Annotated in this window: 21 protein-coding genes, 1 pseudogene and 2 riboswitches; of the genes and pseudogenes, 10 read left to right on the plus strand and 12 right to left on the minus strand. The window is 58.2% G+C overall.

All coding sequences use genetic code 11. The features are described from left to right. Positions 1-4: 4 nt before the first annotated feature. Complete coding sequence (gene trmD / locus FY152_11830) at positions 5-703, plus strand: tRNA (guanosine(37)-N1)-methyltransferase TrmD (GenBank protein ID UXS32751.1); 699 nt, start codon at positions 5-7, stop codon at positions 701-703. Here the strand turns inward: trmD and FY152_11835 are convergent. Continuing rightward, positions 685-1,431, minus strand: coding sequence for a sulfite exporter TauE/SafE family protein (locus FY152_11835; protein ID UXS32752.1), 747 nt, complete (start codon positions 1,429-1,431; stop codon positions 685-687). The two genes, trmD and FY152_11835, sit on opposite strands and share 19 nt — an antisense overlap. Positions 1,432-1,699: 268 nt before the next feature. Between FY152_11835 and rplS the strand changes: the two genes are divergently transcribed. The 4 genes from rplS to FY152_11855 all read left to right on the plus strand — a co-directional run bounded on the left by rplS (position 1,700) and on the right by FY152_11855 (position 6,637). Then, complete coding sequence (gene rplS, locus FY152_11840; GenBank protein UXS32753.1) at positions 1,700-2,239, plus strand: 50S ribosomal protein L19; 540 nt, start codon at positions 1,700-1,702, stop codon at positions 2,237-2,239. Between the two features lie 235 nt (positions 2,240-2,474). Next, positions 2,475-4,211: a type I secretion system permease/ATPase gene (locus FY152_11845; GenBank protein UXS32754.1), complete on the plus strand. Its 1,737-nt coding sequence runs from the start codon at positions 2,475-2,477 to the stop codon at positions 4,209-4,211. Continuing rightward, positions 4,204-5,517, plus strand: a complete 1,314-nt coding sequence (locus tag FY152_11850) for an HlyD family type I secretion periplasmic adaptor subunit (GenBank protein UXS32755.1) — start codon at positions 4,204-4,206, stop codon at positions 5,515-5,517. Before FY152_11845 ends, FY152_11850 begins: the two co-directional genes overlap by 8 nt. A 181-nt stretch (positions 5,518-5,698) precedes the next feature. Continuing rightward, positions 5,699-6,637 carry a rhizobiocin gene (locus FY152_11855; GenBank protein UXS32756.1) on the plus strand — a complete coding sequence of 313 codons (939 nt, stop codon included), beginning with the start codon at positions 5,699-5,701 and terminating at the stop codon, positions 6,635-6,637. A gap of 123 nt (positions 6,638-6,760) precedes the next feature. On the opposite strand, the gene FY152_11860 is transcribed toward FY152_11855, so the two are convergent. After that, positions 6,761-8,038, minus strand: coding sequence for an MFS transporter (locus tag FY152_11860; protein UXS32757.1), 1,278 nt, complete (start codon positions 8,036-8,038; stop codon positions 6,761-6,763). A gap of 427 nt (positions 8,039-8,465) precedes the next feature. Between FY152_11860 and leuC the strand changes: the two genes are divergently transcribed. After that, complete coding sequence (gene leuC, locus FY152_11865; GenBank protein UXS32758.1) at positions 8,466-9,875, plus strand: 3-isopropylmalate dehydratase large subunit; 1,410 nt, start codon at positions 8,466-8,468, stop codon at positions 9,873-9,875. Positions 9,876-9,935: 60 nt separating this feature from the next. Here the strand turns inward: leuC and FY152_11870 are convergent, their stop codons facing one another. Beyond that, the gene (locus FY152_11870; protein ID UXS32759.1) at positions 9,936-10,442 is read right to left on the minus strand and encodes a damage-inducible protein DinB; all 507 of its coding nucleotides are present in this window, start codon (positions 10,440-10,442) and stop codon (positions 9,936-9,938) included. 97 nt (positions 10,443-10,539) lie between these two features. Between FY152_11870 and FY152_11875 the strand changes: the two are divergent. After that, positions 10,540-11,135: pseudogene (locus tag FY152_11875) on the plus strand (TetR/AcrR family transcriptional regulator). Between the two features lie 12 nt (positions 11,136-11,147). On the opposite strand, the gene FY152_11880 reads toward FY152_11875, so the two are convergent. From FY152_11880 to FY152_11910, 7 genes are all read right to left on the minus strand, one after another. Then, positions 11,148-12,608, minus strand: a complete 1,461-nt coding sequence (locus tag FY152_11880; GenBank protein ID UXS33273.1) for a M48 family metalloprotease — start codon at positions 12,606-12,608, stop codon at positions 11,148-11,150. Between the two features lie 307 nt (positions 12,609-12,915). Then, the gene (locus FY152_11885) at positions 12,916-13,626 is read right to left on the minus strand and encodes an ATP-binding cassette domain-containing protein (protein UXS32760.1); all 711 of its coding nucleotides are present in this window, start codon (positions 13,624-13,626) and stop codon (positions 12,916-12,918) included. After that, on the minus strand, positions 13,623-15,248 hold the full coding sequence (gene thiP / locus FY152_11890) for a thiamine/thiamine pyrophosphate ABC transporter permease ThiP (GenBank protein UXS32761.1): 1,626 nt from the start codon (positions 15,246-15,248) through the stop codon (positions 13,623-13,625). Before thiP ends, FY152_11885 begins: the two co-directional genes overlap by 4 nt. Positions 15,249-15,267: 19 nt before the next feature. Further along, on the minus strand, positions 15,268-16,281 hold the full coding sequence (locus FY152_11895; protein ID UXS32762.1) for a thiamine ABC transporter substrate binding subunit: 1,014 nt from the start codon (positions 16,279-16,281) through the stop codon (positions 15,268-15,270). A gap of 37 nt (positions 16,282-16,318) precedes the next feature. Further along, positions 16,319-16,429, minus strand: a riboswitch (TPP riboswitch). Between the two features lie 45 nt (positions 16,430-16,474). After that, positions 16,475-16,867 (minus strand): VOC family protein, encoded by a 393-nt coding sequence (locus FY152_11900; protein ID UXS32763.1) that lies wholly within the window; start codon positions 16,865-16,867, stop codon positions 16,475-16,477. Between the two features lie 92 nt (positions 16,868-16,959). After that, positions 16,960-18,786, minus strand: coding sequence for an ABC-F family ATP-binding cassette domain-containing protein (locus FY152_11905; protein UXS32764.1), 1,827 nt, complete (start codon positions 18,784-18,786; stop codon positions 16,960-16,962). 4 nt (positions 18,787-18,790) lie between these two features. Beyond that, entirely contained in the window at positions 18,791-19,444 is a 654-nt protein-coding gene (locus FY152_11910; protein UXS32765.1) for a thiamine diphosphokinase, read from the minus strand. 89 nt (positions 19,445-19,533) lie between these two features. Further along, positions 19,534-19,610, plus strand: a riboswitch (SAM riboswitch). An 82-nt stretch (positions 19,611-19,692) separates the two neighbouring features. Here FY152_11910 and FY152_11915 point away from each other — a divergent pair. After that, entirely contained in the window at positions 19,693-20,619 is a 927-nt protein-coding gene (locus FY152_11915; GenBank protein ID UXS32766.1) for a homoserine O-succinyltransferase, read from the plus strand. Positions 20,620-20,691: 72 nt separating this feature from the next. After that, positions 20,692-21,711 carry a galactose mutarotase gene (locus tag FY152_11920; GenBank protein UXS32767.1) on the plus strand — a complete coding sequence of 340 codons (1,020 nt, stop codon included), beginning with the start codon at positions 20,692-20,694 and terminating at the stop codon, positions 21,709-21,711. Between the two features lie 14 nt (positions 21,712-21,725). Here FY152_11920 and mtgA read toward each other — a convergent pair whose 3' ends face one another. Further along, on the minus strand, positions 21,726-22,472 hold the full coding sequence (mtgA, locus tag FY152_11925; GenBank protein UXS33274.1) for a monofunctional biosynthetic peptidoglycan transglycosylase: 747 nt from the start codon (positions 22,470-22,472) through the stop codon (positions 21,726-21,728). A gap of 135 nt (positions 22,473-22,607) precedes the next feature. On the opposite strand from mtgA, the gene FY152_11930 reads away from it, so the two are divergent. Further along, complete coding sequence (locus tag FY152_11930; GenBank protein ID UXS32768.1) at positions 22,608-23,522, plus strand: polyprenyl synthetase family protein; 915 nt, start codon at positions 22,608-22,610, stop codon at positions 23,520-23,522. 30 nt (positions 23,523-23,552) lie between these two features. On the opposite strand, the gene FY152_11935 is transcribed toward FY152_11930, so the two are convergent. Next, positions 23,553-24,215 carry an OmpA family protein gene (locus FY152_11935; protein UXS32769.1) on the minus strand — a complete coding sequence of 221 codons (663 nt, stop codon included), beginning with the start codon at positions 24,213-24,215 and terminating at the stop codon, positions 23,553-23,555. Positions 24,216-24,251: the final 36 nt, after the last annotated feature.

Genomic DNA, 24,251 nt, shown 5'->3' on the forward strand with positions numbered 1-24,251 from the left:
AGTCATGACCTTCAAGGCTACCGTTCTGACGCTCTACCCGGAAATGTTTCCGGGGCATCTCGGATATTCTCTGGCGGGCAAGGCGCTCGAGCGGGGACAATGGTCGCTGGACGCCGTACAGATCCGCGAATTCGCCACCGACAAACACAGAAGCGTCGATGACACCCCGGCAGGCGGCGGCGCCGGCATGGTGCTGAAGCCCGATGTGCTGGCAGCCGCCATCGACCATGTTTCGGATGGCGACGCACGCCCGCGCCTGCTGATGAGCCCGCGCGGCAAGCCGCTGTCCCAGAACCGCGTGCGCGAACTGGCAGCGGGTGAAGGTGCAATCATCGTCTGCGGTCGCTTCGAAGGTGTCGACCAGCGGGTGATAGAGGCGCGCGGGCTGGAGGAAGTGTCGATCGGCGATTACATCCTCTCCGGCGGCGAGCCGGCGGCGCTGACGCTTCTTGATGCCGTCGTCCGTATCCTGCCGGGCGTCATGGGCAACGATCTTTCCGGCGTGCATGAAAGCTTCGAGGGCGGGCTACTGGAACATCCGCATTATACCCGCCCGCAGGCCTGGGAAGGCCGCGATATTCCGGCCGTCCTCACTTCCGGTAACCACGCCGTCATCGACAAATGGCGGCACGAGCAGGCGCTGGCTCTGACGAAAGAAAGACGCCCCGACCTTCTTGAGAAGGCTCAGGCCGAGAAGAAATAATAGGCGGTCAGCACCAGCCCGACCGCAATCACCAGCCAGCGGATGATCCATTGCGGCACGCGCCGTGCCGTATGCACCCCCGCATAGCCGCCAAGTGCGGCCGCGGGGAACATGATAAGCGCTGCCCACCAGGACACAACGCCACCGCTGACGAAGATCGTGATTGCAATGACGGCAATCACGACTGACAGCAGGTTCTTCAGCGCGTTCAGATGATGATAGCTGCCGCCCGAGGTTATTCCGAGGATGGCCAGCATCATGATGCCCATGCCGGCGCCGAAAAAGCCGCCATAGATGGAAGCAAGCCCCTGAAAGACAAGGCTCGGCAGATTGCCGGGCGAACGTTCCGCACTCGCCTTCGGTCGCAGCCATGGGCCGGCGGCGAAAACGGCGGTGGCTGCCAGAAGCAGCCACGGAACCAGCTGACGGAAGGAAGGATTGTCGAGCGACAGCAGCAGAAGCGATCCGGCCAGCCCGCCGACGACTGAAACACCCGACAGAAGGATCGCCTCGCGCCAATGGGCGCGGATTTCCGGACCATAGGCGATTACGGAGGTGATGTAGCCCGGAAACTGCACGATCGCCGATGTGGCATTGGCGACGATGGGGGGCAGGCCGGCCAGCGTCATCGCCCCGAAGGTCAGGAAGGTGCCGCCACCGGCAATCGCATTGACGACGCCCGACAGAAAGCCGGTCGCAAACAGCATAAGAACGATGAATATGGACATGGCCCCTCCCAAGGTTCTCATGCCATATCCGGCAAGTCGCCCCTTCGCAACTGCTGCAACGCGACGCACAATTGATAAAATATTGTCATGAAAGGGATGACAAATGGCGCATGCTAGTATATGTGCGCGCTTGGAATTGGGGTTTGCCCCTTTAACCGCAAGCAAAGAATGGCGAACCCGCTCCTGCCGCAAGGCATGGTCTGAAGGCATTGACCGACAGACAAAACGTTGAGCGCTCTGGCTGTTTCAGAAGAAATCAGAGGTTAACATGACCAATATCATTCAGCAGCTGGAAGCCGAACAGGCTGCCAAGATCGAAGCAAAGCGTACCCTGCCTGAGTTTTCTCCGGGCGACACGCTGCGCGTGAACGTGCGCGTTACCGAAGGTAACCGTACCCGCGTTCAGGCTTACGAAGGCGTTTGCATCGCCCGTTCCGGCGGTGGCCTTTCCGAAAGCTTCACCGTTCGCAAGATTTCCTACGGCGAAGGCGTCGAGCGCGTATTCCCGATCTACTCCCCGCTTGTCGAAGGCGTTGAAATTGTTCGCCGCGGTAAGGTTCGCCGCGCGAAGCTCTATTACCTGCGCGACCGTCGCGGCAAGGCTGCCCGTATCGTTGAAAACACCGGTACCCGCGCACGCAAGCTGAACGAGTCCGAGCGCCAGGCCGTCGCCGAAGAAAAGGCACGTCTGGAAGCCGAAAAGGTAGCAGCAGCACAGGCTCTCGCCGCCGAGAAGGCAGCAGCCGAAGCCGCAGAAGCCAAGGCAGCGGAAGAAGCAGCAAAGGCTGCGGAAACCGCAGCGGAATAAGATTTCCATTTAGATGGATTTACGGAAAGGCGGTCTTCGGGCCGCCTTTTTTGTTGTGCCAAAATGTCGGGGCGATCAAGAAAGCGGTGTAGCGGGAACACCCTGCTTGAGCCCATTCCTCCATCAAAATACATCGGCCAACCGAGTTCAAAAAACAGATTGCTTTAGGTCATACTCGAACAGCATTGCCTAATTTCACTTATTGTGCAATTTTCATGCAGTTTTAGGTGTTGATATGCTTTTTTTTAATTCTTTTTTAACAAAAAATAAGAGAGCTTTTTTTGCTGTTGGTCTTGCCAGCGCATTGATGAATATACTTCATCTTTCAGGCTCTCTCTTCATGCTGGAGGTCTATGACCGCATCTTGCCGAGCAAGAGTATTCCTTCTCTTGTGGCTCTGGTCGTCCTCCTTGTGGTCCTCTATGCCTTTCTGATGGGCTTTGATGTTTTGCGAGGCCGGATATTGGCGCGCATCGCGGACAATATGGATGACGCGCTCAATCAAAAGCTTTTCAGAGCCTCGATCAGTGCGCCGCTTGTCGCCTCCGCCAAAGTCGATGGGCTACAGATCGTCGGCGATCTCGATCAGATACGGCAGTTTCTTTCAGGTCCGGGGCCCGGCGCTTTTTTTGATATTCCCTGGCTGCCGATCTATCTGCTGATCTGTTTCGCCCTGCATCTCTGGATCGGCTTCGCCGTGCTTGGCGGCGCGGTGGTCCTTGTCATGCTGACGCTTCTGACCAATTGGCTGACCGAAAGGGCGACCAAGCAGGCTTATGCCGTGCGTGGACAGAGAAACGCACTGGTCGGCAGCAGCCAGCGCAACATCGAATCCGTCAAAACCATGGGCATGATGGGGGCGGTGACGTCGATGTGGGACGAGCTGCATTACCAGTATCGCGCCGTCACCCTGTCGACCTCCGATACCGCAGGCATGCTCGGCGCCATTTCCCGAACGTTCCGGCTGCTGCTGCAATCCGGCGTGATGGCCATCGGCGCAGTGCTGGTCATCGACGGCAATGCATCCGCGGGCAGCATCATTGCCGGCTCCATCCTTTCGGCAAAGGCGCTCGGCCCTGTCGAACATGTCATTGCAAACTGGCGCAGCTTCATGACTGCGCGGCAAGGCTGGAAACGCGTCAACGAATTTCTTGAAATGACGCCTGAGCCCGCTCCGCCGCTTTCCCTGCCGCGTCCGCAATTTACCGTCGCCGTCGACCGGGTAACCGGCGGTCCGCCCAATGGCGCGCGCGATACCGTTGCCGATATTTCGTTCACATTGAATGCGGGCGATGGTCTTGGGATCATTGGCCCCAGCGCCTCCGGTAAATCCACGCTGGCACGTCTCATGACCGGTATCTGGCCCTATGAGCGCGGCTCCGTGCGTTTCGATGGGGCGGCATTGAACCAGTGGGATTTCGAAGTTCTCGGCAAATCCATCGGTTATATGCCCCAGCAGGTGGAGTTGATGCCGGGAACGGTGGCGCAAAATATTGCCCGCTTCGATCGCAATGCAACGGCGGAATCCATCGTTGCCGCCGCCAAGGCCGCGCAGGTGCATGAGCTGATCCTCAATCTGCCGAATGGTTACGATACCTATATTGGCGATCGAGGGGAGGCGTTGTCGGGCGGGCAGAAACAGCGCATCGGCCTTGCACGCGCGCTTTTCGGCGAACCTTTTTTCGTGCTTCTCGATGAGCCGAACTCCAATCTCGACAGCGAAGGCGAGGCAGCTCTGCGCAATGCCATCGCGGACATCCGGGCGCGCGGCGGTATCGTTGTCGTCATTGCCCATCGCCCGAGCGCCATCGAAAGCATCAATCTTGTGATGGTGATGAGCAATGGCCGGATGTTCCGTTTCGGCACCAAGGAAGAGGTGCTCGCGCAGATCCTGCGACAAAACATCCATCAGGTACCGGCAGCAGAGGAAGAAACACGCAAGATCGAAAACCGGGTGAGCGAAAATGGCTGAGATGAAACAAGCCAGTACGACAAATGCGTCTATTCTCACACACTCGGCAGCAGTGATCCTTCTGGCGATAGGCCTTCTGGTCGGATTGGGAGGCTGGGCGGCTCTGGCGAAACTTGCTGGTGCGGTTGTGGCAAGCGGCCGGGTTGTTGTCGAAGGCAATTCCAAAAAGATCCAGCATCTCTCGGGCGGTATCGTCAGCGAGATCGATGTCGCCGAAGGCGACAGGGTGGAGGCTGGCCAGGTTTTGCTGCGCCTTAGCGCCACAATCGTTCAGGCCAACCTGTCCATTGTCGAGAACACGCTGGCGCAGCTCTATTCACGCCGGGCGCGTCTGGGGGCGGAGCTTGCCGAAGCATCATCCTTCACTGTCCCGGAAGATCTTGAGGTCCTGACCAATTTAAAGGCTGCAAAGACTTTTATCGATAGTGAACAGAGCCTCTTCAACAGCCGTCGCAACGCGCTGAGCGGCATGAAAAAACAATTGGCGACACGCAAGGATCAGCTCGCCGACGAGGCGCGTGGTCTAAGCGTTCAGGTGGAGGCAACCGACAACGAGCTTGCCATCGTCAAGGAAGATGTTTCCAAGACGCAGGAGCTTTACAAGAAGGGGCTCGTCACGCTTCAGCGCCTCAATTTGCTGAAGCGGCAGCTTTCCAATCTCGAAGGTCAGCAAGGCCAGTATATGGCCGCACGCGCGCAGACGGTCGGCAAGCTGAGCGAACTGGACCTGCAATTGCTTCAGCTTGACGAGGACCGCAAGTCCGAGGTGACCAAAGACCTGACCTCGATCGAAGCGACCGTGGCGGAATATGAAGAGCGACTTGCGGCAACACGCGACCAGCTGGATCGCCTCGATATTCGCTCACCGATCGCAGGGCGCATCTATCAGCTCTCGGTGCACAACATAAACGGCGTCATCCAGCCGGGTGAAGTGCTGATGCTGGTGGTGCCGGAGAAGGAAGAGCTCGCAATAGAAGCCAACATAGTTCCCAAAGACATTGACCAGATCTACGTGGGACAACCGGTGACCATTCGGTTCACGGCATTCAATCAAAGTACCACGCCGGATGTCAGCGCGGAGGTCGCCGTCGTCGCTCCCGACCTGCAGACGGATTCCCGAACAGGAACGTCGTATTACTCGCTGCGCATCAAACCAAGCAAAGCTGGAATGGAGCACATACCCGGCGGAAGATTATACCCCGGCATGCCTGCCGAAGTATTCATACAGACAAGCGAAAGGAGTGTTCTTTCTTATTTTGTAAAACCATTCCAGGACAGGCTTAAGAAGACTTTTGTTCAGGAATAAATAATTTACAAATACGCAATAATTTGATAAAAATTTATCGAAAATATTGATAGTATTTATTTTTCTAAAAAATGAATTAATATATTGTACTGTTATTTTTTATGGATTAAATATCACATACATTTTTGCCCAAAAGTAAATTTCACATCATTTCATTCTCAAAAATTTATAGGAGAGTAACATGGCATTGAAGGTAACTTTCGGTAACGGCGGTGCTTCCACAGTTTCATCGCTTACCAGCCTGGTTGACCAGGAAGCTTATAAGCTCCTCACGGAATCCACGGCACAGATCAAGAACGGCTCCTCGCTCGACTCCGGCGTTGTCAATGTCGGCGCCGTCTCGGTTCCCGGCAGCGGCGCAGGCGGCACGGTGGATGTCGGATACGACGCCAGCAAAAACGGCTTCACCTTCGACGTATCGTCGGCATGGAATTCGGTGAAGAATGCTCTCGCCCAGTCCGATACCTCTGAAAACCTTACATTCAAGGATTTCGTTCAGGTCGACGTTCACCTTGGCGGCTCGGGTTCTTCCAATGTTGAAGTTCTCAATGCCAAGCGCGGCAACATCACGACCGGCGCCGGCAACGACACGGTCACGGTCTCCGTCGTATCGAACGACAAGGCCTGGGTAAACGCTTTCAACATCGACACAGGCGCCGGCAACGACACCATCGTGGTCAAGGCAGGCGCGTTCGACGGCGGCGTTGCTGCCGGTACCAATGTCGTGAACGGTGGCGCTGGCGTCACCGACGGTAGCTTCACATCTGTCACCATCAATGCCGGCGCCGGCAACGACACCATTGACCTGAGCGGTGTGAACCTCGCATCGTCGCTGGTAACCGGCGGCAAGGGCATTGACCACATCATCGCAAGCGGTGGCGCCGATACCTTCGTCTTCAATCTCGGTGACATGGCCAAGAGCTTCGCCACCGATACCATCGAAGGCTTCAACGCCGCCGTGGACAAGCTGAAGCTGGTTGGCACGGTAATCGATAACTGGGCGGTGTCGACAATCGATAACGACACCATCCTCAGCTACAACGTCACTGGCGAGCACAAGGGTGAAAAAATTATTGTTTCCGGCGTTCACCTGACAGGTAGCGATTGGTTCACCGCATAATTCTCTTGAAGAGAATACTATTTAGCGTGGTTTAAAATGATCGTGGCCCGGAAATATCCGGGCCACGATTTTTATTATGCGCGGACAGTCGGCAATCGTGCCGGCTGCCGCAATCTTCCAAGATCAGGCCGCATTGACCTGATTGCCCATTTTACGCGCTGCGATGATGACCAGCACTCCGGCAAGCGCCAGGCAGAAGGCAAGGAAGAACATCGGCGCAATCGTGCTGCCGGTCTGATCCTTGATCCAGGGGACCACGTTCTGCGCCACGAAGCCACCCAGATTGCCGACGGAGTTGATGGCGGCGATGCCGGCGGCGGCACCCGCACCCTTGAGGAAGCGGCCGGGCAGGCTCCAGAACACCGGCTGGCCGGCGAAAATACCGGCGGCAGCGATGCAGAGGAAGGCGAACTGCAGCACCGGGTCGCTGAGCAATGCAGACATCAACAGGCAAAAGGCACCGATGAAGGCAGGGCCGACAATATAGGGCGTCTTGTTCTTTGCCTTGTCGGCGGCCAGAGGCACGACGAACAGGGCAATGGCCACAATCACCCAGGGGATGATGTTGATGAAGCCGTTGGCGGTGTTGGAAACGCCGAAGCTCTTCACGATTGTCGGCAGCCAGTAGCTGAGACCATAGGCCGCCAGCGGAAAGCCGACATAGCAAAGCGCCATGAACAGCACGCGCGGATTGATCAGCGCCTTGAAGCCGTCCTCCGCATGGTCTTCCATGCCCTTGTTTTCTTCAGCCAGACGGTTCTTCAACCAGTCCTTCTCAGCCTGCGTCAGGAACTTCGCCTTTTCCGGCGTATCATCGAGATAGAAGAAGGTGGCGATACCGGCGATAACGGCGGGAATACCTGTCGCCAGGAACACCCACTCCCATCCAGCATAACCGAGGAAACCATCGAGATCGAGCAACATGCCGCCGAGCGGCGCGCCGATGGCGTTGGCAAGCGCACTGAAGATCATGAACAGGCCGATCATGCGGCCGCGATAATCACGCGGGAACCAGAGCGTCATCAAAAACAGCACGCCCGGGAAGAAACCGGCTTCGCAAAGCCCCAGCAGGAAGCGCAGGATGTAGAACATCGTGGCGTTCTGCGTATAGGCCAGCGCGATGGTGACGGCACCCCATGAAACCAGAATACGGGCGAACCATTTGCTGGCGCCGAAACGGTTGAGGAACAGGTTGCTCGGCACTTCGAAGATGAAGTAACCGATGAAGAACAGCGAGGCGCCAAGGCCATAGGCATATTCGCTGAGGCTCAGCGCATCGACCATCTGCAGCTTGGCATAGCTGACATTCTGCCGGTCGATATAGGCGATGAGATAGAGAAGGCCAAGAAACGGCATAAGCCGCCAGGTGATCTTCGAGATAAGGGATTTTTCCGATACCATATGCTTTTCCCTCCCTTCGATTGCTCGTCGAAATGCAAATGATAAGGGGACCCATCTATATGTGCATCGCAAAATACGCAAGTTGCATTGCATCATAACCATTGGGAAGGCGCCGGAAGACAGGCCCTTTACGGGCTTTCCCTCATGATGCAGCGCATATAGAAATGTCCTGCCACTGCCTTCCGCGGCTCTGTGCATTCATATTGCCGTAAAACCGGCGATCTGCTATGAAGGTTGCCATGGGATCTAAATTCGGATGTCTCGCGCAGAATGTTTATGTGCTGCAGGACCACAAGCGTCTGCCGGCACGCTTCTTTGCGCGCGTTTCCGGGGCGCTCACAAGCCGACTTAGGCTCGCCTGACAGCATCCGCTGTCCACCGCCTTTCTGAACCCTGATTACCCTTTTCCATGACAAGGCATAGAGCCATGAGCGCACCCCGCACCCTGTACGACAAGATCTGGGACGACCACGTCGTCAATCGTGACCCGGACGGAACCTGTCTTCTCTACATCGACCGTCACCTCGTCCATGAGGTGACGAGCCCGCAGGCCTTCGAAGGCCTGCGCATGGCCGGCCGGCCAGTGCATTCGCCTGCCCGCACGCTGGCCGTCGTCGACCATAACGTTCCGACCACGGCCGACCGGCTGGAAGGCATCAAGAACGAGGAAAGCCGTATTCAGGTGGAAGCGCTTGCGCAGAACGCCAAGGATTTCGGCGTCGAATATTATTCCGAGCGCGACAAGCGCCAGGGCATCGTTCACATTGTCGGCCCCGAACAGGGTTTCACCCTGCCGGGCATGACGATCGTCTGCGGCGACAGCCACACCTCCACCCACGGCGCTTTCGGCGCGCTGGCACATGGCATCGGCACGTCCGAAGTCGAGCACGTTCTGGCCACCCAGACGCTGATCCAGAAGAAAGCCAAGAACATGCTGGTGCGTGTCGATGGCAGGATCCCCGATGGCGTCACCGCCAAGGATATCATCCTCGCCATTATTGGCGAGATCGGCACGGCCGGAGGCACCGGCCATGTGATCGAATTTGCCGGCGAGGCGATCCGGTCGCTTTCCATGGAAGGCCGCATGACGGTCTGCAACATGACCATTGAGGGCGGCGCCCGTGCGGGTCTTATCGCACCTGACGAAACCACCTTCGATTACATCAAGGACAAGCCGCGCTCACCAAAGGGCGAAACGCTGGAACAGGCCATCGCCTATTGGAAAACGCTGAAATCCGACGAAGGCGCCCACTACGACAAGGTTGTGGTTCTTGATGCGGCCAATCTGCCGCCCATCGTCTCTTGGGGTTCTTCGCCTGAAGACGTCACCTCCGTTGAAGGCATCGTCCCCAATCCGGATGATATCGAAGAGGAAAACAAGCGCACATCCAAATGGCGTGCTCTGGATTACATGGGACTGAAACCCGGCACGCGCATCACCGATATCGCCATCGACCGCGTCTTCATCGGTTCCTGTACCAATGGCCGTATCGAGGATCTGCGCGCCGCGGCGAAAATCGTCGATGGCCGCAAGGTGGCTCCCACCGTTTCTGCCATGATCGTGCCCGGCTCCGGCCTCGTGAAGGAACAGGCGGAAAAGGAAGGTCTGGACAAGATTTTCCTCGAAGCAGGTTTCGAATGGCGCGAGCCAGGCTGCTCCATGTGCCTTGCCATGAATGACGACCGTCTGAAGCCCGGCGAACGCTGCGCCTCCACCTCGAACCGCAATTTCGAGGGCCGTCAGGGTTATAAGAGCCGCACCCACCTCGTCTCCCCAGCCATGGCGGCGGCGGCGGCGATCGCCGGTCATTTCGTCGATGTGCGTGAATGGCAATAAGTTCCTGAGGCCATCGTTTCAGGAAAGCCACCCGTCCCCACAAGGGCGGGTGGCTTTTTATTATAGCCCCTGCAAACGCCGCTGCGGCTCCGTGCCGTGCAGAAACACGGCAAAAGTATCCCAGGGTGGCGTGATGGAGAGCTGGCTCAGAATACGCGCGACCTCGCCTCTGTGAATGCCCGCATGCAGGACCATATGTGAGATCATCTCAGCGCGGGACATGTAACCCTTGTCCCCATCCGTGAAGTTGAAGGCGACACATTCGCCAAGCGATGCCGGCGATGTGTTCTCGATATAATCGAGATACCAGCCATCGAGAGCGGCGACATCCTTCGCAAGATCATCCAGCTGCGGCGTTGCCTCGGTATTATCCGAGAGAAAGCCATGCGCCGTTCCCGTGAGGTGACCCGAAAAAATCCTCGCGACGACGTAATAGTGATTGATCAGCCGGATTGCCGTGTGCCGTTCGGATGCATTTTGGACGGGATCGAGGTGTTTCAGCTTCTCGAACAAGTCCCTGTTCGCCCATTGGTGATAGCCGAGCAGGCTCCTGAGCAGATCCCTCATCAGAATATCCTTTACATCTGAAAAATGTGAGCACTATGTTTATATTTTCGCCATGGAGGATGCCTTGTCTACTCGCATTGCAAAGCGGAAGACCGAGATGCGCAAGGAGCCGCGTCAGGAGCGTTCGCGGGCCACGGTCGACGCCGTCATTCACGCAGCGGCTCGCATTTTGAGCGATCATGGCTGGCGGGTTTTACCACGAACAGGGTCGCCGAAACGGCCGGCGTCAGCATCGGCTCGCTCTATCAATATTTCCCGGACAAGATTTCAATCGTGGAAGCGGTGCGCCATCGTCACCTCGAGGACTGTCTCTCTGTCATGAAGAGCGTCTCGCAAAAGCGGCAATCGCTTGCGAAATTCGTGGAAGAGCTCGTGACCGGCATGATTGGGGTACACAGCATCCATCGCGGTCTTCACAAGGTCCTTCTGGACGATGCGCCCAGCCACGAAGGGACGAACGATCCCAACAGCGTTTTCGAACAGGAATATCTCGGTCTCTACGCTGCAGCGATCGCGGCACATATGACAGCCGGCACAAAGGTCGAAAGCAGAACCACGGCGCTGATCGTATCCGATGCCATTGACGGCATCATTCATAATGCCGCCCGCCGCGGAGAGTTGCAGTCGCCCAAAGTCAGACGGGAAATGATTGTACTCGTTCACGCCTACCTGTCTCAGACAACCGGTGAATGAGAGGCCGTCAGCTCATTCCGAAATAATCTTCACCCGCTGGCCGGGCTGAAGCGTGGCGGTGGCGCTCATCGCATTGATCATGCGGAACATGTCGAGCTTCCGGTCGGTCCCCATCATCCGCGCGGCGATCGTCGCCACGGTTTCGCCGGGCTTCACCGTCACCACCCGTACCCGCAGCGGCTTCAGTGAAGCGATCTCCGGCGGCGTCATCTTGCGGAAACTGGTGCGCAGCACATTGGCGATGGAATCAAGCTGCGTATTGCCCTTCGGCACCGCCGTCAGGAAACGGAATATCTGCTGCCCGACACGAATGACGGTCACGTCGAAATCCCATTTATCCGCGCTTGCCCGGGCTGTCGCAGCCTCCAGACCGTTGATCTGCGTCTCCCTGACAGTTTCCGGCAACAGGCCGGCAACCCAGCCGCTGGTCAGGTAATTGGCAAGGGTGGTCTGTTTCGGATCGGCCACACCGTCGAAACGGATGGCCATGTCACCCGGCCCCGTCGCCAGAACCGCCTCAACCTTGTTGTCGATGACGAAACCTTCCGGCACGTCGAAACGTATACCGAGCGTTCCGTGCAGGAACGTCTGGCCCCGGACGTAGCCTTCCTGCGGGCTGTCACCGTAAAGCAGTCCGTCTATGCCATCCAGAAACCAGTCGCGTCCGCGGTCCCCAACCTGGCCTTCCTGGCCAAAAGCACGGGCATGACGGCGCGCAAGCTCGATGCGCTGCGGCGTGTTGGGGTGGCTGGAAAGAAAGTCGAGGCTCTGGTCATTTTCGGGATCGGCCGAGGAGAACCGCGCATAGGCCGCCATGGAATCCAGAAAACGCGGCGATGCGTAGGGGTCGTAACCCGCCTCGCCCAGCATGCGCACGCCAATCACATCCGCCTGCAATTCCTGCTGGCGCGAGAAAGCCGCAAGTCGCAGCTTGCCGCGTGCCAGCGCCTGCTTGCCGGCAAGATCGCTCGACAGCACTTCGGCAACCACGCGGCTGGCAATCACCTCCGCCTCCTCCCGGCGCTGGCGCTCGATGCCGTGGTTCGCCGTGACATGGCCCATCTCATGCGAAAGCACGGCTGCCACTTCCGAAGCGTCGTTGGCAAGCGCCAGAAGCCCGCGTGTCACGTAAAGATAACCGCCCGGCAGCGCAAAGGCGTTGATGGCAGGCGAATTGAGGATGGTAATGCGATAGGATTGCTGCGGATTTTCCGAAACGGCCGTCAGCGCGCCGGCAATTCGGGCAACAAGCCGTTCCGTCTTGGCGTCACGATATTCGCCGCCATAACTCGCCACGATGCGCGGATGTTCACGCGCGCCCATCTGCGCACGGGGATCGTTCTTCTGCACCTCTTCCACGGTCTGCGGATTGTCCGAGGGGCGCAGGGTGGACTGGTAGGCCGGGCTGAAAAGGGACTGGCACGACGACAGGAACACGGCAGACGCCGTCAGCACGGAACACGCGGCCGCCATCCTGCCCGAACGGCGAAGGCCTGAACGGGAGAAAAGACTCCACTGTGCAGTCATGCTATTTCTCATTCTCTATGCCTGCCCCTAACGTTCCTGATCATCCGTTAATTGCAGACCAGAATAACAGATTCGCCCCAACGAGCCATGAATGCCGAAACGGTAAAAACGATCCATCAAGTCCGGAATATTCCTGAAGAACGCAATAATTCTCGTCTTTTCTCGGGCAACAACTTGAAACTGGCAAGTGCAAATTAGCGCCATTGAAGTCATCTAAAGCGATTGCCAGCGGCACGCGTCGAAAATAAGGCGATCAGCCGTTCAGAAAACTGTCCACCGCCTTCACATTTTGTGTGGCGAAGAAATCTGCGGTCGAGCCCGCATAAACAACACGGCCGCGATCAAGAAAAACCACGCGCTGCGCCAGCTTTTTTATGTCTTCGGGGTGATGGGTGACAATAATCACCGTGTTTTTTGTTTCGCCATGCAAGTCGAGAAGCAGGGATGCCATGCCCGCTCGCAACCCCGGATCGAGCGCCGCGAAAGGTTCGTCGAGCAGCATGACAGGTTTTTTCCTGACCAGTGCCCGCGCCAAAGCGGCTCTTTGCCTTTCCCCACCGGAAAGCGTGCCCGGCAGACGTTTGTCAAAACCAGCAAGATCCACGCGTGTAAGCGCCACGTCGATCCCCTGCCGGTCTTCCGCCCGCAGCTTCAGCCCGGGGCTGACGCCGAGCGCAATATTGGTGAAAATATCGAGATGGGCAAAAAGATTATTGTCCTGGAAAATCGATGAGACCGGTCTTTCGGAAGGATCGCGCGCCTTCATATCCTCTCCACCGATCAAGATGCGACCGGAATCGGGATCCTCAAAACCGGCGATGAGATTAAGGAGCGTCGACTTGCCCGAACCGGATGCGCCGACAACGGCGGTCACCTGACCTTGCGGGAATACGCAATCGAGATCAAAATCCTGCGTTCCGAGCCGCAGCCTCACCTTGTCCAGCTCCACTGCAAAATCCGTCATATGCTCGCCCTTGCCGATTGCGATTGCCGTGAAACACCGCCTGCGGCAAGCAGCAGGCAGACAATACCAAGGATGAACGCATATCCGGCGGCATCATTGGTGCGGTAACTGCCCATATTGCTGTAAACCAGCCATGGCAGGGTGACGAAGTTTTCCGATCCGAACAGGGCAACCGCCCCTAGATCACCAAGCGACAGGGCCATGGCGAAGGAAAACGCCATGAGCAGTGGCCGCCACAGGACCGGCAGATCGGCAAACCGCAGCCGCGCCAGACCCTGAAGCCCGAGACTGGCGGAGAGCCGGCCTGTGCGCAAAAAGTGACTGTTGAAGGCAGGCTCAAGCACCCGCATGGCCAGCGGCAGGGCCATCAGCATGTTGATGAGCGCCACCAGAACGGGAGCATAAAAGCTGACATCTCCAAAGGGCCGCAACAGCAGGAACCACCCGCTCCCCAGAACGACGGGCGGCACCAGCAGCACAAGCGAAGACCCTGCCCCAAGCGTGGTGGACAGAAATCGTAGAAGTCGGACCGCATGTCGTCCGGAACCCACGGCCTGGCGCGCGCTGATGATCGCGAAGCAGCAAAGCACGACAAGGGCTGCGGAAAGCATGGCGATCGCAAGGCTGGTCGCGGCCGCGCGCAGAAAGATCGGCGCGGACAGAAGGCGCAGCAGATCGGCGCTCAGCCCTGAGACTGTTATGGCGACAAGCGGCAAACCAATCAGCAGAACCGCAAAAACGATTGCCATTCCATCCCAAAGACGGGCGCCAATACCCTTGCCGTCAAAACGGCGAAGGAGGCGGCCAAGCGAGGCAATTTCCGCTTCGGGTGCCGGCAAAAAAGCCAGAAGGCCGAGCAGGATCGCTGTGAGGACGATCTGCAGAACCGAAAGCGCGATCGCCCGCTGCGGATCGAAATCAAACCGCAGCGCCTGATAGATCGCCACTTCCAGCGTCGTTGCCGCAGGCCCCCCGCCCAGCAGAAGCACGAGCGTGAAGCTGGTGGCGCACAGCATGAAGACAAGCCCTGCAACGCCGGGAACAAGCCGCGAGACCGCCGGCCATTCAATGAAGCGGAACACGGAAACCGGCCCCATGCCGAGGCTCGCCGCCATGCGCCAATATTCGCCCGGAATACGCTCCAGCCCGGCCAGCATCAGCCGCACCGCCAGCGGCAGATTGAAGAACACGTGGGCAATGAGGATGCCGGAAAGGCCATAAATACTGAAAGGCTCATCCGCGCCGGCAAAAACGAGAGCCTTGTTCAAAACACCCTGCCTTCCCCAGATGGCAATGATGCCGAAAGCGCCGACAATCACCGGCAGCCCCATCGGCACCGCCATCAGCCGGATGATCCAGATACGCCCTGGAAAGTCCTGCCGACGGGAGAGAGCCAGTGCCACCGGCAGGCCGAGAACAATGGAGAGAAGAGTGGAAAGCATTGCCTGATAAAGCGTGAAACGCAGGATGCGCAGCGTATAGGCATCCATGATACCGGCAGCTGAAGCCCCGGCATCGAAAAACAGAAGGGCCGCGATGGCGAGCGCCATGAACAGGAAAACGGCGGCAAACGCCGCCGTTCCGAAAATGATCGACCACCTGTAGTCGCGACGCAGCATCATGCGCGAGTGTGCCTCTTCCTTAATTCATGCTCATGGCGGCAAGCCATTCATCGATCCAGGCCTTGCGGTTTTTTGCCACCTCTTCCGGGTCCATCAGGAAAGTCTTCTGCGGCACAACGAGCTTTGAAAAAGCCTCGGGCAAAGGCTTGGACGTAGCCGCGACCGGCATCATCCAGTTGTTTTCCGGAATCGCATCCTGAAAACCTGATGTCAGCGTGAAAGCGAGGAACTGTTTCGCCAGTTCCTTATGCGGCGCGTTTTTGAGAAGGCCGGAAACCTCGATCTGGATGTAATGCCCTTCGGAGAAAGCGGCCGCCTGGTATCGGTCGGTCTTTTCCGAGACCATATGATAGGCGGGCGACGTGGTATAGGAAAGCACCATCGGTACCTCACCCTTGGTGAAGAGACCGTAGGATTCCGACCAGCCCGGCGTGACGGTAAGAATACGCTTCCGGAGCTTCGCCCAGGCTTCCGGAGCCTTGTCGCCATAAACCGATTTTACCCAGAGCAGCAGGCCAAGCCCCGGCGTGGAGGTGCGCGGATCCTGAATGGCGATCTTCTGCGAGGGATCGCCTTCCACCAGCTCCTTCAGGCTCGTCGGCGGGCTTTTCACCGTCTGCGTGTCATAGATAACGGCGAAATGACCGTAGTCATAAGGAACGAAAACATCGTCCGTGTAGCCGCCCGGCACCTTGGCCGCCGATGCATCGATGCCGCTGACATCGAAGAGACCGGTCTGTTTCGCTTCCGCAACAAGATTGGTGTCGAGACCAACGACGACGTCGGCCTTGGACCCCGCCCCTTCAAGCTTCAGACGATTGAGCAGCGCCACGCCATCCGCCACACCGACGAAGTTGACCGTGCAGTTGCAAACCTTCTCGAAGGCCTCCTTCACCTTGGGACCGGGACCCCATTCGGAAACGAAGCTCTCATAGGTATAGACGGTCAGTTCCTGCCTATCCTGCGCGACGGCAAGACCGGGCAGAAACAGCGAAGCGGCAACAAGGGAATTCAGGAAAAGACGACGGCGCACGGGTACCTCCTCAAAACAAAAAGGGAAATAGCCGCTTGCCTTGAAGCCGTCTAATCCCTCCGCCGGTATGAACCGGATCAGGTTCTTCGGGTTGGCAAGCCTCTCAGCCTTTTGCACGCAAGCACAAAAGACACCCCGTTAGATCATGATGATGATGTAGTCCCGCTGTCGCTGATTGGCAAGATGGCCGAGATCAGCCCTGCGCCGTCATATGGACCAGTTCCCAGACGTGACCGTCGGGATCCTGAAAGCTGCCAGCATACATGAAGCCATGGTCCTGAACGGGTTTCCAGCCGCTTCCGCCGGAAGCAAGCGCCGTTTCGATCATCCGGTCGATTTCTTCGCGGCTTCCCGCCGTAAGACAGGTCAGCACCTCTGTGCTGCGCGTCGCATCGGCTATATCGCCATTGATGAAATCGCGGAAACGCTCTTCCTGAAGCAGCATCACGAAGATGTTCTCCTCAACGATCATGCAGAGCGTGCGGTCATCCGAATATTCCGGATTAAAGCTGAAACCCAGAGCCGTAAAAAAGCTTCTCGATGTCTCGATATTCTTGACCGGCAGATTGACGAAGATCATGCGCATTTTCTGAACTCCTCCGAACCGGGACAGGAAACGGCAATTCCGCCTCCCTGTCAAAGGCGGATGAGATATCAATCAAGAAATCGCAACCGCCGTCAGCCTTCGATTTCCTCACGCAGCATCTCCAGCTCCAGCCATTCCTCTTCCATGGCTTCAAGCTTTTCGCGCAGCTTTGTCATTTCCTGCGCCAGCGTGTTGAAGGCGGCCGGGTCCTTGGCAAAGAGATTGGGATCAGCCATGCGCTGCTCACGTTTTGCGATTTCGCCCTGCGCCTTTTCCATCTCCTTGGGAAGGTTTTCGAGCGCGAATTTCTGCTTGAAGGAAAGCTTGGCCTTGGCCTTTGAGGGATCCTGCGATGCGGAGGCGGAAGGTGCGGCCTTCGCCTTTTCCTGCTTCTCCGCCTTGCGTTTTTCTTCCGTCGCACCCTTGCGCTGCGCCATCATGTCCGAATAGCCGCCAGCATATTCGATCCAGCGTCCGTCCGGTTGATCCGGATTGGCGGGCGCGATGGTGGAAGTGACGGTACGGTCGAGAAAATCGCGGTCGTGGCTGACGAGGATGACGGTGCCCGAAAAGCCCGCTACGATTTCCTGCAACAGATCGAGCGTTTCGATATCGAGATCGTTGGTCGGCTCGTCCAGGATCAGGAGGTTGGTCGGCCTTGCCAGAATACGCGCCAGAATAAGACGGGCGCGCTCCCCCCCGGAAAGATTGCGGATTGGCGTGCGCGCCTGTTCCGGCTGGAACAGGAAGTCCTTCATATAGCCCGTCACATGTTTCAATTCGCCATTGACCAGCAGATTATCGCCGCGCCCGTCAGTCAGGTAATGCGCGAGCGTATCGTTTGGATTGAGATCCTCGCGCTTCTGGTCAAGCGTCGCAATTTCCAGATTGGTGCCGAGCTTCACCGTGCCGCTATCGGGCTCAAGCTGACCGGTCAGCATCTTCAGAAGTGTTGTCTTGCCCGCGCCGTTCGGACCGACAAGACCGATGCAATCGCCGCGATGGACGCGCAGTGAAAACGGCGCGATGATCACGCGCTCGCCGTAAGACTTGGTGATGGCTTCGGCCTCGATGACCAGCTTGCCGGATTCCCGCACGTCCGCGGCCGTCGCCTGCACCGCACCCTGCGGTCCCTTGTGGCCGCGATATTCCGCGCGCATGGCCTGGAGCTCGCCGACGCGGCGCATGTTACGCTTGCGCCGCGCGGTCACACCATAACGCATCCAGTGTTCTTCACGCTCGATGGCCTTGCCGAGCTTGTGCTGCTCCAGTTCTTCCTCTTCCAGCACTTTGTCGCGCCATTCCTCGAAATGGGCAAAACCGCGGTTGAGACGACGGGACTGGCCGCGATCGAGCCACACGGTGGAGGTCGAAACCTTCTCGAGAAAACGCCGGTCATGCGAAATCAGCACAAGCGCGCTGCGCGTCTGCTGCAACTCGCTTTCAAGCCATTCAATCGTGGGCAGATCCAGATGGTTGGTCGGCTCGTCCAGCATCAGAATATCGGGTTCGGGCGCCATGACACGGGCAAGGGCCGCGCGCCGCGCTTCGCCGCCGGAAAGGCTTTCCGGATGTTCCTGTCCCGTCAGGCCGAGATGCTCGAGCAGGTAAGTAACGCGATAGGGATCATCACCCGGCCCCAACCCCGCTTCGGCATAGGCCTGAACGGTATCGTAACCGGCAAAATCCGGCGCCTGCTCCAGATAGCGGATGGTGGCAGCGGGATGACGGAAAACCTCGCCCGACTGCGCCTCGACCAGACCGGCGGCGATCTTCATCAGGGTTGACTTGCCCGAACCATTTCGCCCGACAAGGCAGATGCGATCGCCCGGTTCCACCTGGAGATTGGCACCATCGAGCAGCGGGGTCACGCCGAAGGTCAGCTTGATGTCATCGAGTTTCAAAATAGGGGGTGCCAAGGCGTCAGGCTCCGGTCAGATCATAAGGGCGGGCGAGCACGATGGCTTTTCCGCTTTTCAGCGAGAAATGCACGGGGCCGCCATTCGCGACATTGGAAATAGTGCGGGACGAACCGAAAGCAAGCGCGAAATCCCTGAGCGGATAACGCACATTTTCAATATCAAGCCCCGCAAGGGTGGTGAGCCCGGCGACAGAAAACAGCGAACCAGGCGGAAGATCGATATCCAGTGATCCGGCAAGCAGCGGTCGCGCCTCCTCTTCACCGGAGGTCAGCGTAACCTTCAAACCCTGTTCGGCGAGCGCCACCGCATAAAGAAGATGCTGAAGCGCATGGTCGCTTCTCGCACCTCCAAGTGCACCGACCAGCAGCAGCGAGCGCGCACCGCGGGAGAGCGCCTCCGAGACCGCAATCTCGCCATCTGTCACAGCCTTTGCAGCCGGATAAGGCTGCCGCGTCACATCCGGCCAGGTCTCGAGCAACTCCTTGCTGGCGGAATCGAAATCCCCGACCCAAAGCTCCGGCACAAGCCCAAGCGGCGCGGCATGGCGCATGCCGCCATCGGCCGCAATCACGCGGCTTTCGGCAACCGCCTCTTCAAGACGATCCGTGACCGTGACATCGCCGCCAAGCAGAATGGTGAAGCGCTCTTTATCCATGCCCTGCCTTATCGCAACTGGCACGAAAAGGGAAAGCCGAAACCCGATGAAATCAGCCTATATTGATTTTCGCCGGCTTCGGGATTATGAAACGCCTCAGTGGTGATTTGCCGACCGGCTTGCAGCCACTTTAAAGAAGTCGCTAAAGGGTCGAGGAAAAGGGCAATTTCCTGGGACCGGCCGCGATTTCGCTGCCGGTTTTTTTGTTTTCGCAACGTTCTTTACGTCATCCGAAAAGAGAGTTCGACATGCCGATCAAGATTCCCGATACGCTTCCCGCTTTTGAGACCCTCGTGCATGAGGGTGTGCGGGTCATGACCGAAACGGCGGCCATCCGGCAGGATATCCGCCCGCTCCAGATCGGGCTTCTCAACCTCATGCCGAACAAGATCAAGACGGAAGTACAGATGGCGCGGCTCGTTGGCGCCTCTCCCCTGCAGGTCGAATTTTCGCTGATACGTATCGGCGGCCATCGCGCCAAGAATACGCCGGAAGAACATCTTCTGTCCTTCTATGAGACCTGGGAAGAAGTACGCCACCGCAAGTTCGACGGCTTCATCATTACCGGCGCGCCCGTCGAGACGCTGGCCTACGAGGACGTGACCTACTGGAATGAAATGCAGAAGATTTTCGAATGGACGCAGACCAACGTCCATTCGACGCTAAATGTCTGCTGGGGGGCAATGGCCGCCATCTATCATTTCCATGGTGTGCCGAAACACGAACTGAAGGAAAAGGCTTTCGGAGTCTATCGTCACCGCAATCTTTGCCCCTCATCGATCTATCTGAACGGCTTTTCGGATGATTTCCAGGTACCGGTCTCGCGCTGGACGGAAGTGCGTCGTACCGACATCGAAAAACACCCGAAACTCGAAATTCTGATGGAGTCAGAGGAAATGGGCGTTTGTCTGGTGCATGAAAAAGAGGGCAACCGGCTCTATATGTTCAACCACGTCGAATATGATTCGACCTCGCTTTCGGACGAATATTTCCGCGACGTGAACTCCGGCGTCCCCATCAAGCTGCCGCATGATTATTTTCCGCACAATGATCCGGAACTAGCCCCGCTCAACCGTTGGCGCAGCCATGCCCATCTGTTTTTCGGCAACTGGATCAACGAGATATACCAGACGACGCCCTACGATCTCGAATCCATCGGCAAACTCGCTGCGTAAATTGCGGATTGCGAATTGCCGGAAAATGACGCAACGTCCGCCGGCAATTCACGGCAATCGGAGAATGACGTTATGAGCGACGCGGCGGCACGGGAGAATTTCGGTTTCACGGCGACCGGCGAAAAGGTCGAACGCGTCACCATCTCGAAAGGCGGTTTGACGGCCAAGGTCATCACCTGGGGCGCGGTCATTCAGGATCTGCGCCTCGAGGGTCACCAGCCGCCGCTCGTTCTCGGCTTCGATAAATTCGAGGACTACAAATATTCCTCCTATTTCGGTGCCACGCCCGGCCGGAATGCCAACCGGGTCGGTGACGGCAGGTTCGCCATCGACGGGCACGAATACCAGCTGGAACTGAACGAAAAGGGCGTGACCCACCTGCATGGCGGCAGCGACGGCATGGGCAAACGCAACTGGATGCTGATGGAACATGGCGAAAGCCATGCGGTTCTGCAGATCATCGATCCCGATGGCCGCGCCGGTTATCCCGGCAATTGCACGGTCACCGCCACCTATACGATCCGCGATGGCGGCGTGCTTTCTGTGGTCTATGAAACGGTGACCGACAAGCCGACCATCGCCAATGTCTGCCAGCATTCCTATTTCAACCTCGACGGTGCGGATACCGCCCTTGGACATGAGATCAGCATCGCCGCCGACTTTTACCTGCCGACCGACGACAGACAGATACCGACCGGCGAAATCCGTTCCGTCGAAGGCACCGTCTTTGACCTGCGCCACCCGACGCCGATGCGGCGCAAGGACAATGGCGAACAGGTTCTCTACGACCACAATTTCTGCCTCTCGCCCGAGCGCCGCGCCAAGCGCAAGGTCGCCCGCGCCTATTCACCGGCCTCCGATATCGCCCTTGAGGTTCACACCACCGAACCCGGTGTGCAGTTCTATTCGGCTTTCAAGCTGAACGTTCCGGTTCCGGGCCTCGATGGCCGCCACTATGGCCCCTTTGCCGGTTTTTGCCTGGAAACGCAGATATGGCCGGATGCCGTCAATCACCCTGATTTTCCGCACGCGATCCTGCGGCCGGGCGAAACCCTGCGTCAGGAAACAGATTATATTTTCACGAAGGGCTGAGTGGACGGGCTGGTTCAGTCCAGCACGCAACCGACATAGGCACCCGAGGCCCGGGCGCGCCGCTCAATAAGGCCAGCCAGCCGTTGCAGACCGCGACCCGGTTTGCTGGCGACCCGGTCAATGGGATTGGGTAGTGAAACGGCAAGCAGCGCCGCCTGACGGGAACTGAGCTTTGCCGCCGGCACCTTGAAATGATGCTGCGCGGCGGCCTCGATGCCATAGATGCCCGGTCCCCATTCGGCAACGTTGAGATAGATCTCCATCATCCGTTTTTTCGACCAGACGAAATCAGCCGCAATCGCCAGCGGCAGTTCCAGTCCCTTGCGCAGGAAAGAACGGCCGTTCCATAAAAACAGGTTCTTGGCCGTCTGCATCGGAATGGTGCTTGCGCCGCGGGTGGAGGCCCCATCGAGCGCATTGCTGACCACGGATTGCATCTGGTTCCAGTCCACGCCGCCATGGAAACAGAATTGCCCGTCCTCGGACATCATCACGGATTGCACAAGGCGCGGCGAAATATCCTCAAGCGGCACCCAGCGCCGGTCATATCCCTGCAGGGTCACCAGATCGGCAAGCATCAGCGTTGAGACCGGCCGGAAGAACGGCAGGGCATAGACCGGGATCAGCAGATAGGGCAGGATCAGCAATGCCAGCAAGGTCATGACGATGCGCTTGGCCAACGTGCGAAAATCCACCTTCGGACTGCTCCGGTCTTCCGCCAGCACGGCGTAATCTGCGTCGCTTTCAGGCGTACTGCTCAATATCGGTCCCAGCCCCGCGCCAAATCGAAGCCTTTCATAGTCCATCGCCGCCTTCAAGGCGAGTCCGGTCAAACACTTGCGCTCCGGAATCACAAAAAGGTTTGCTTGGCCCGGCGCGGCATGCCAAAGAGCGGCATGGACGCTCAGATGACGAATTTCGAAACAAGGCTGCGCGAAAACGCGGCAAAGACCGAAGCCTTGCTTGGCCGCCTGCTATCCGCAGAGACGCGCACGGACGAGATCACGCGTCCGCAAAACCTGCTCGAAGCCATGCGCCATGGCGTGCTGAACGGCGGCAAACGCCTTCGGCCTTTCCTCGTCATTGAAAGCGCTGCCCTGCTTGGTGGAGATGCCGACGCTGCCCATTATGTCGGTGCCGCACTTGAATGCCTCCATTGTTATTCGCTGGTGCACGACGATCTTCCGGCCATGGACGATGACGATCTGCGCCGCGGCCAACCGACCGTGCATCGAAAATTCGATGAGGCGACAGCCATTCTCGCCGGCGACAGCCTGCTGACGCTCGCCTTCGATATCATCGCATCGGATGAGAATCCGCTTCCGGCGGATCGCAAGGCGGCACTGGTCTTGGCGCTGGCCCGCGCGGCGGGTATCGGCGGCATGGCGGGTGGTCAGGCGCTCGATCTTGCTGCGGAAAAAAAGGGTCCGGACGAAGCCGGCGTCATTACATTGCAGGCTATGAAAACCGGTGCGTTGCTGCGGTTTGCCTGCGAGGCCGGCGCGATCATCGCCGGCAGCGATATTTCCGAAAGGCAAAGACTGCGCCTCTTCGGTGAAAAGATCGGCCTCGCCTTCCAGCTTGCCGACGACCTTCTGGATTTGACGGCCGATGCCGCCACCATGGGCAAGGCAACCGGCAAGGATGCCGCGCGCGGCAAGGGAACGCTCGTGGCGCTGCGCGGCGAAGACTGGGCGCGCAGCCAGCTGCGGGAGCAAGTGGCGGAAGCCGGCGAGCTCCTGGCCCCTTATGGCGAAAAGGCCGCGATTCTCATCGCGGCCGCCAGATTCATTGCTGAAAGAAAAAGCTGAGCGGCTCCCACTCAGCTTTTCATCATCCAATCAGCCCTTGAGCGGCGAAATCAGCACTTCGACGCGACGGTTCTGGGCGCGACCGTCAGGCGTTGCATTGGATGCGATCGGCTGCGAGGCACCGAAACCGAGTGTCGAAATACGACGCTGATCGACGCCGCGCGCACCGAGATAATTGGCAACCGAGGCGGCACGACGCTCCGAGAGGCCCTGATTGTAATCGGCGCGGCCGGTAGAATCGGTGTGGCCGTTGATGTCGATCAGCGTGCGGTTGAACTTGTTCAGAACGATGCCGACGGAATCGAGGGTCTGATAGAAGGGCGGGATGACCTGATCCTGATCCGTCGCGAAGGTGATGTTCGACGGCATGTTCAGCACGATGCTGTCACCACGGCGGCTAACCGAAACGCCTGTACCCTGAAGCTGGGCGCGAAGTTCGGCTTCCTGGCCATCCATGTAATTGCCGATGGCGCCACCGGCGAGCGCGCCGATGCCCGCGCCGATAAGCGCGGCATTACGGCGGCCGGTCGGTGAACCGCCGACAGCCAGACCACCGAGAGCGCCGACGACGGCGCCGATGCCGGCACCGCCCGCGGTGTTCGACATCTTCTGCTCACCCGTATAGGGATCCGTCGTGGTGCACGAAGAAAGATAGGTCGCGCAAAGGGCAACGATCGCAATTTTTTTGATCATGTAGTTTAATGCTCCGAGAGGTTCAGGAGGTATGAC

Source organism: Agrobacterium tumefaciens (assembly GCA_025560025.1).
Taxonomy (GTDB): Bacteria; Pseudomonadota; Alphaproteobacteria; order Rhizobiales; family Rhizobiaceae; genus Agrobacterium.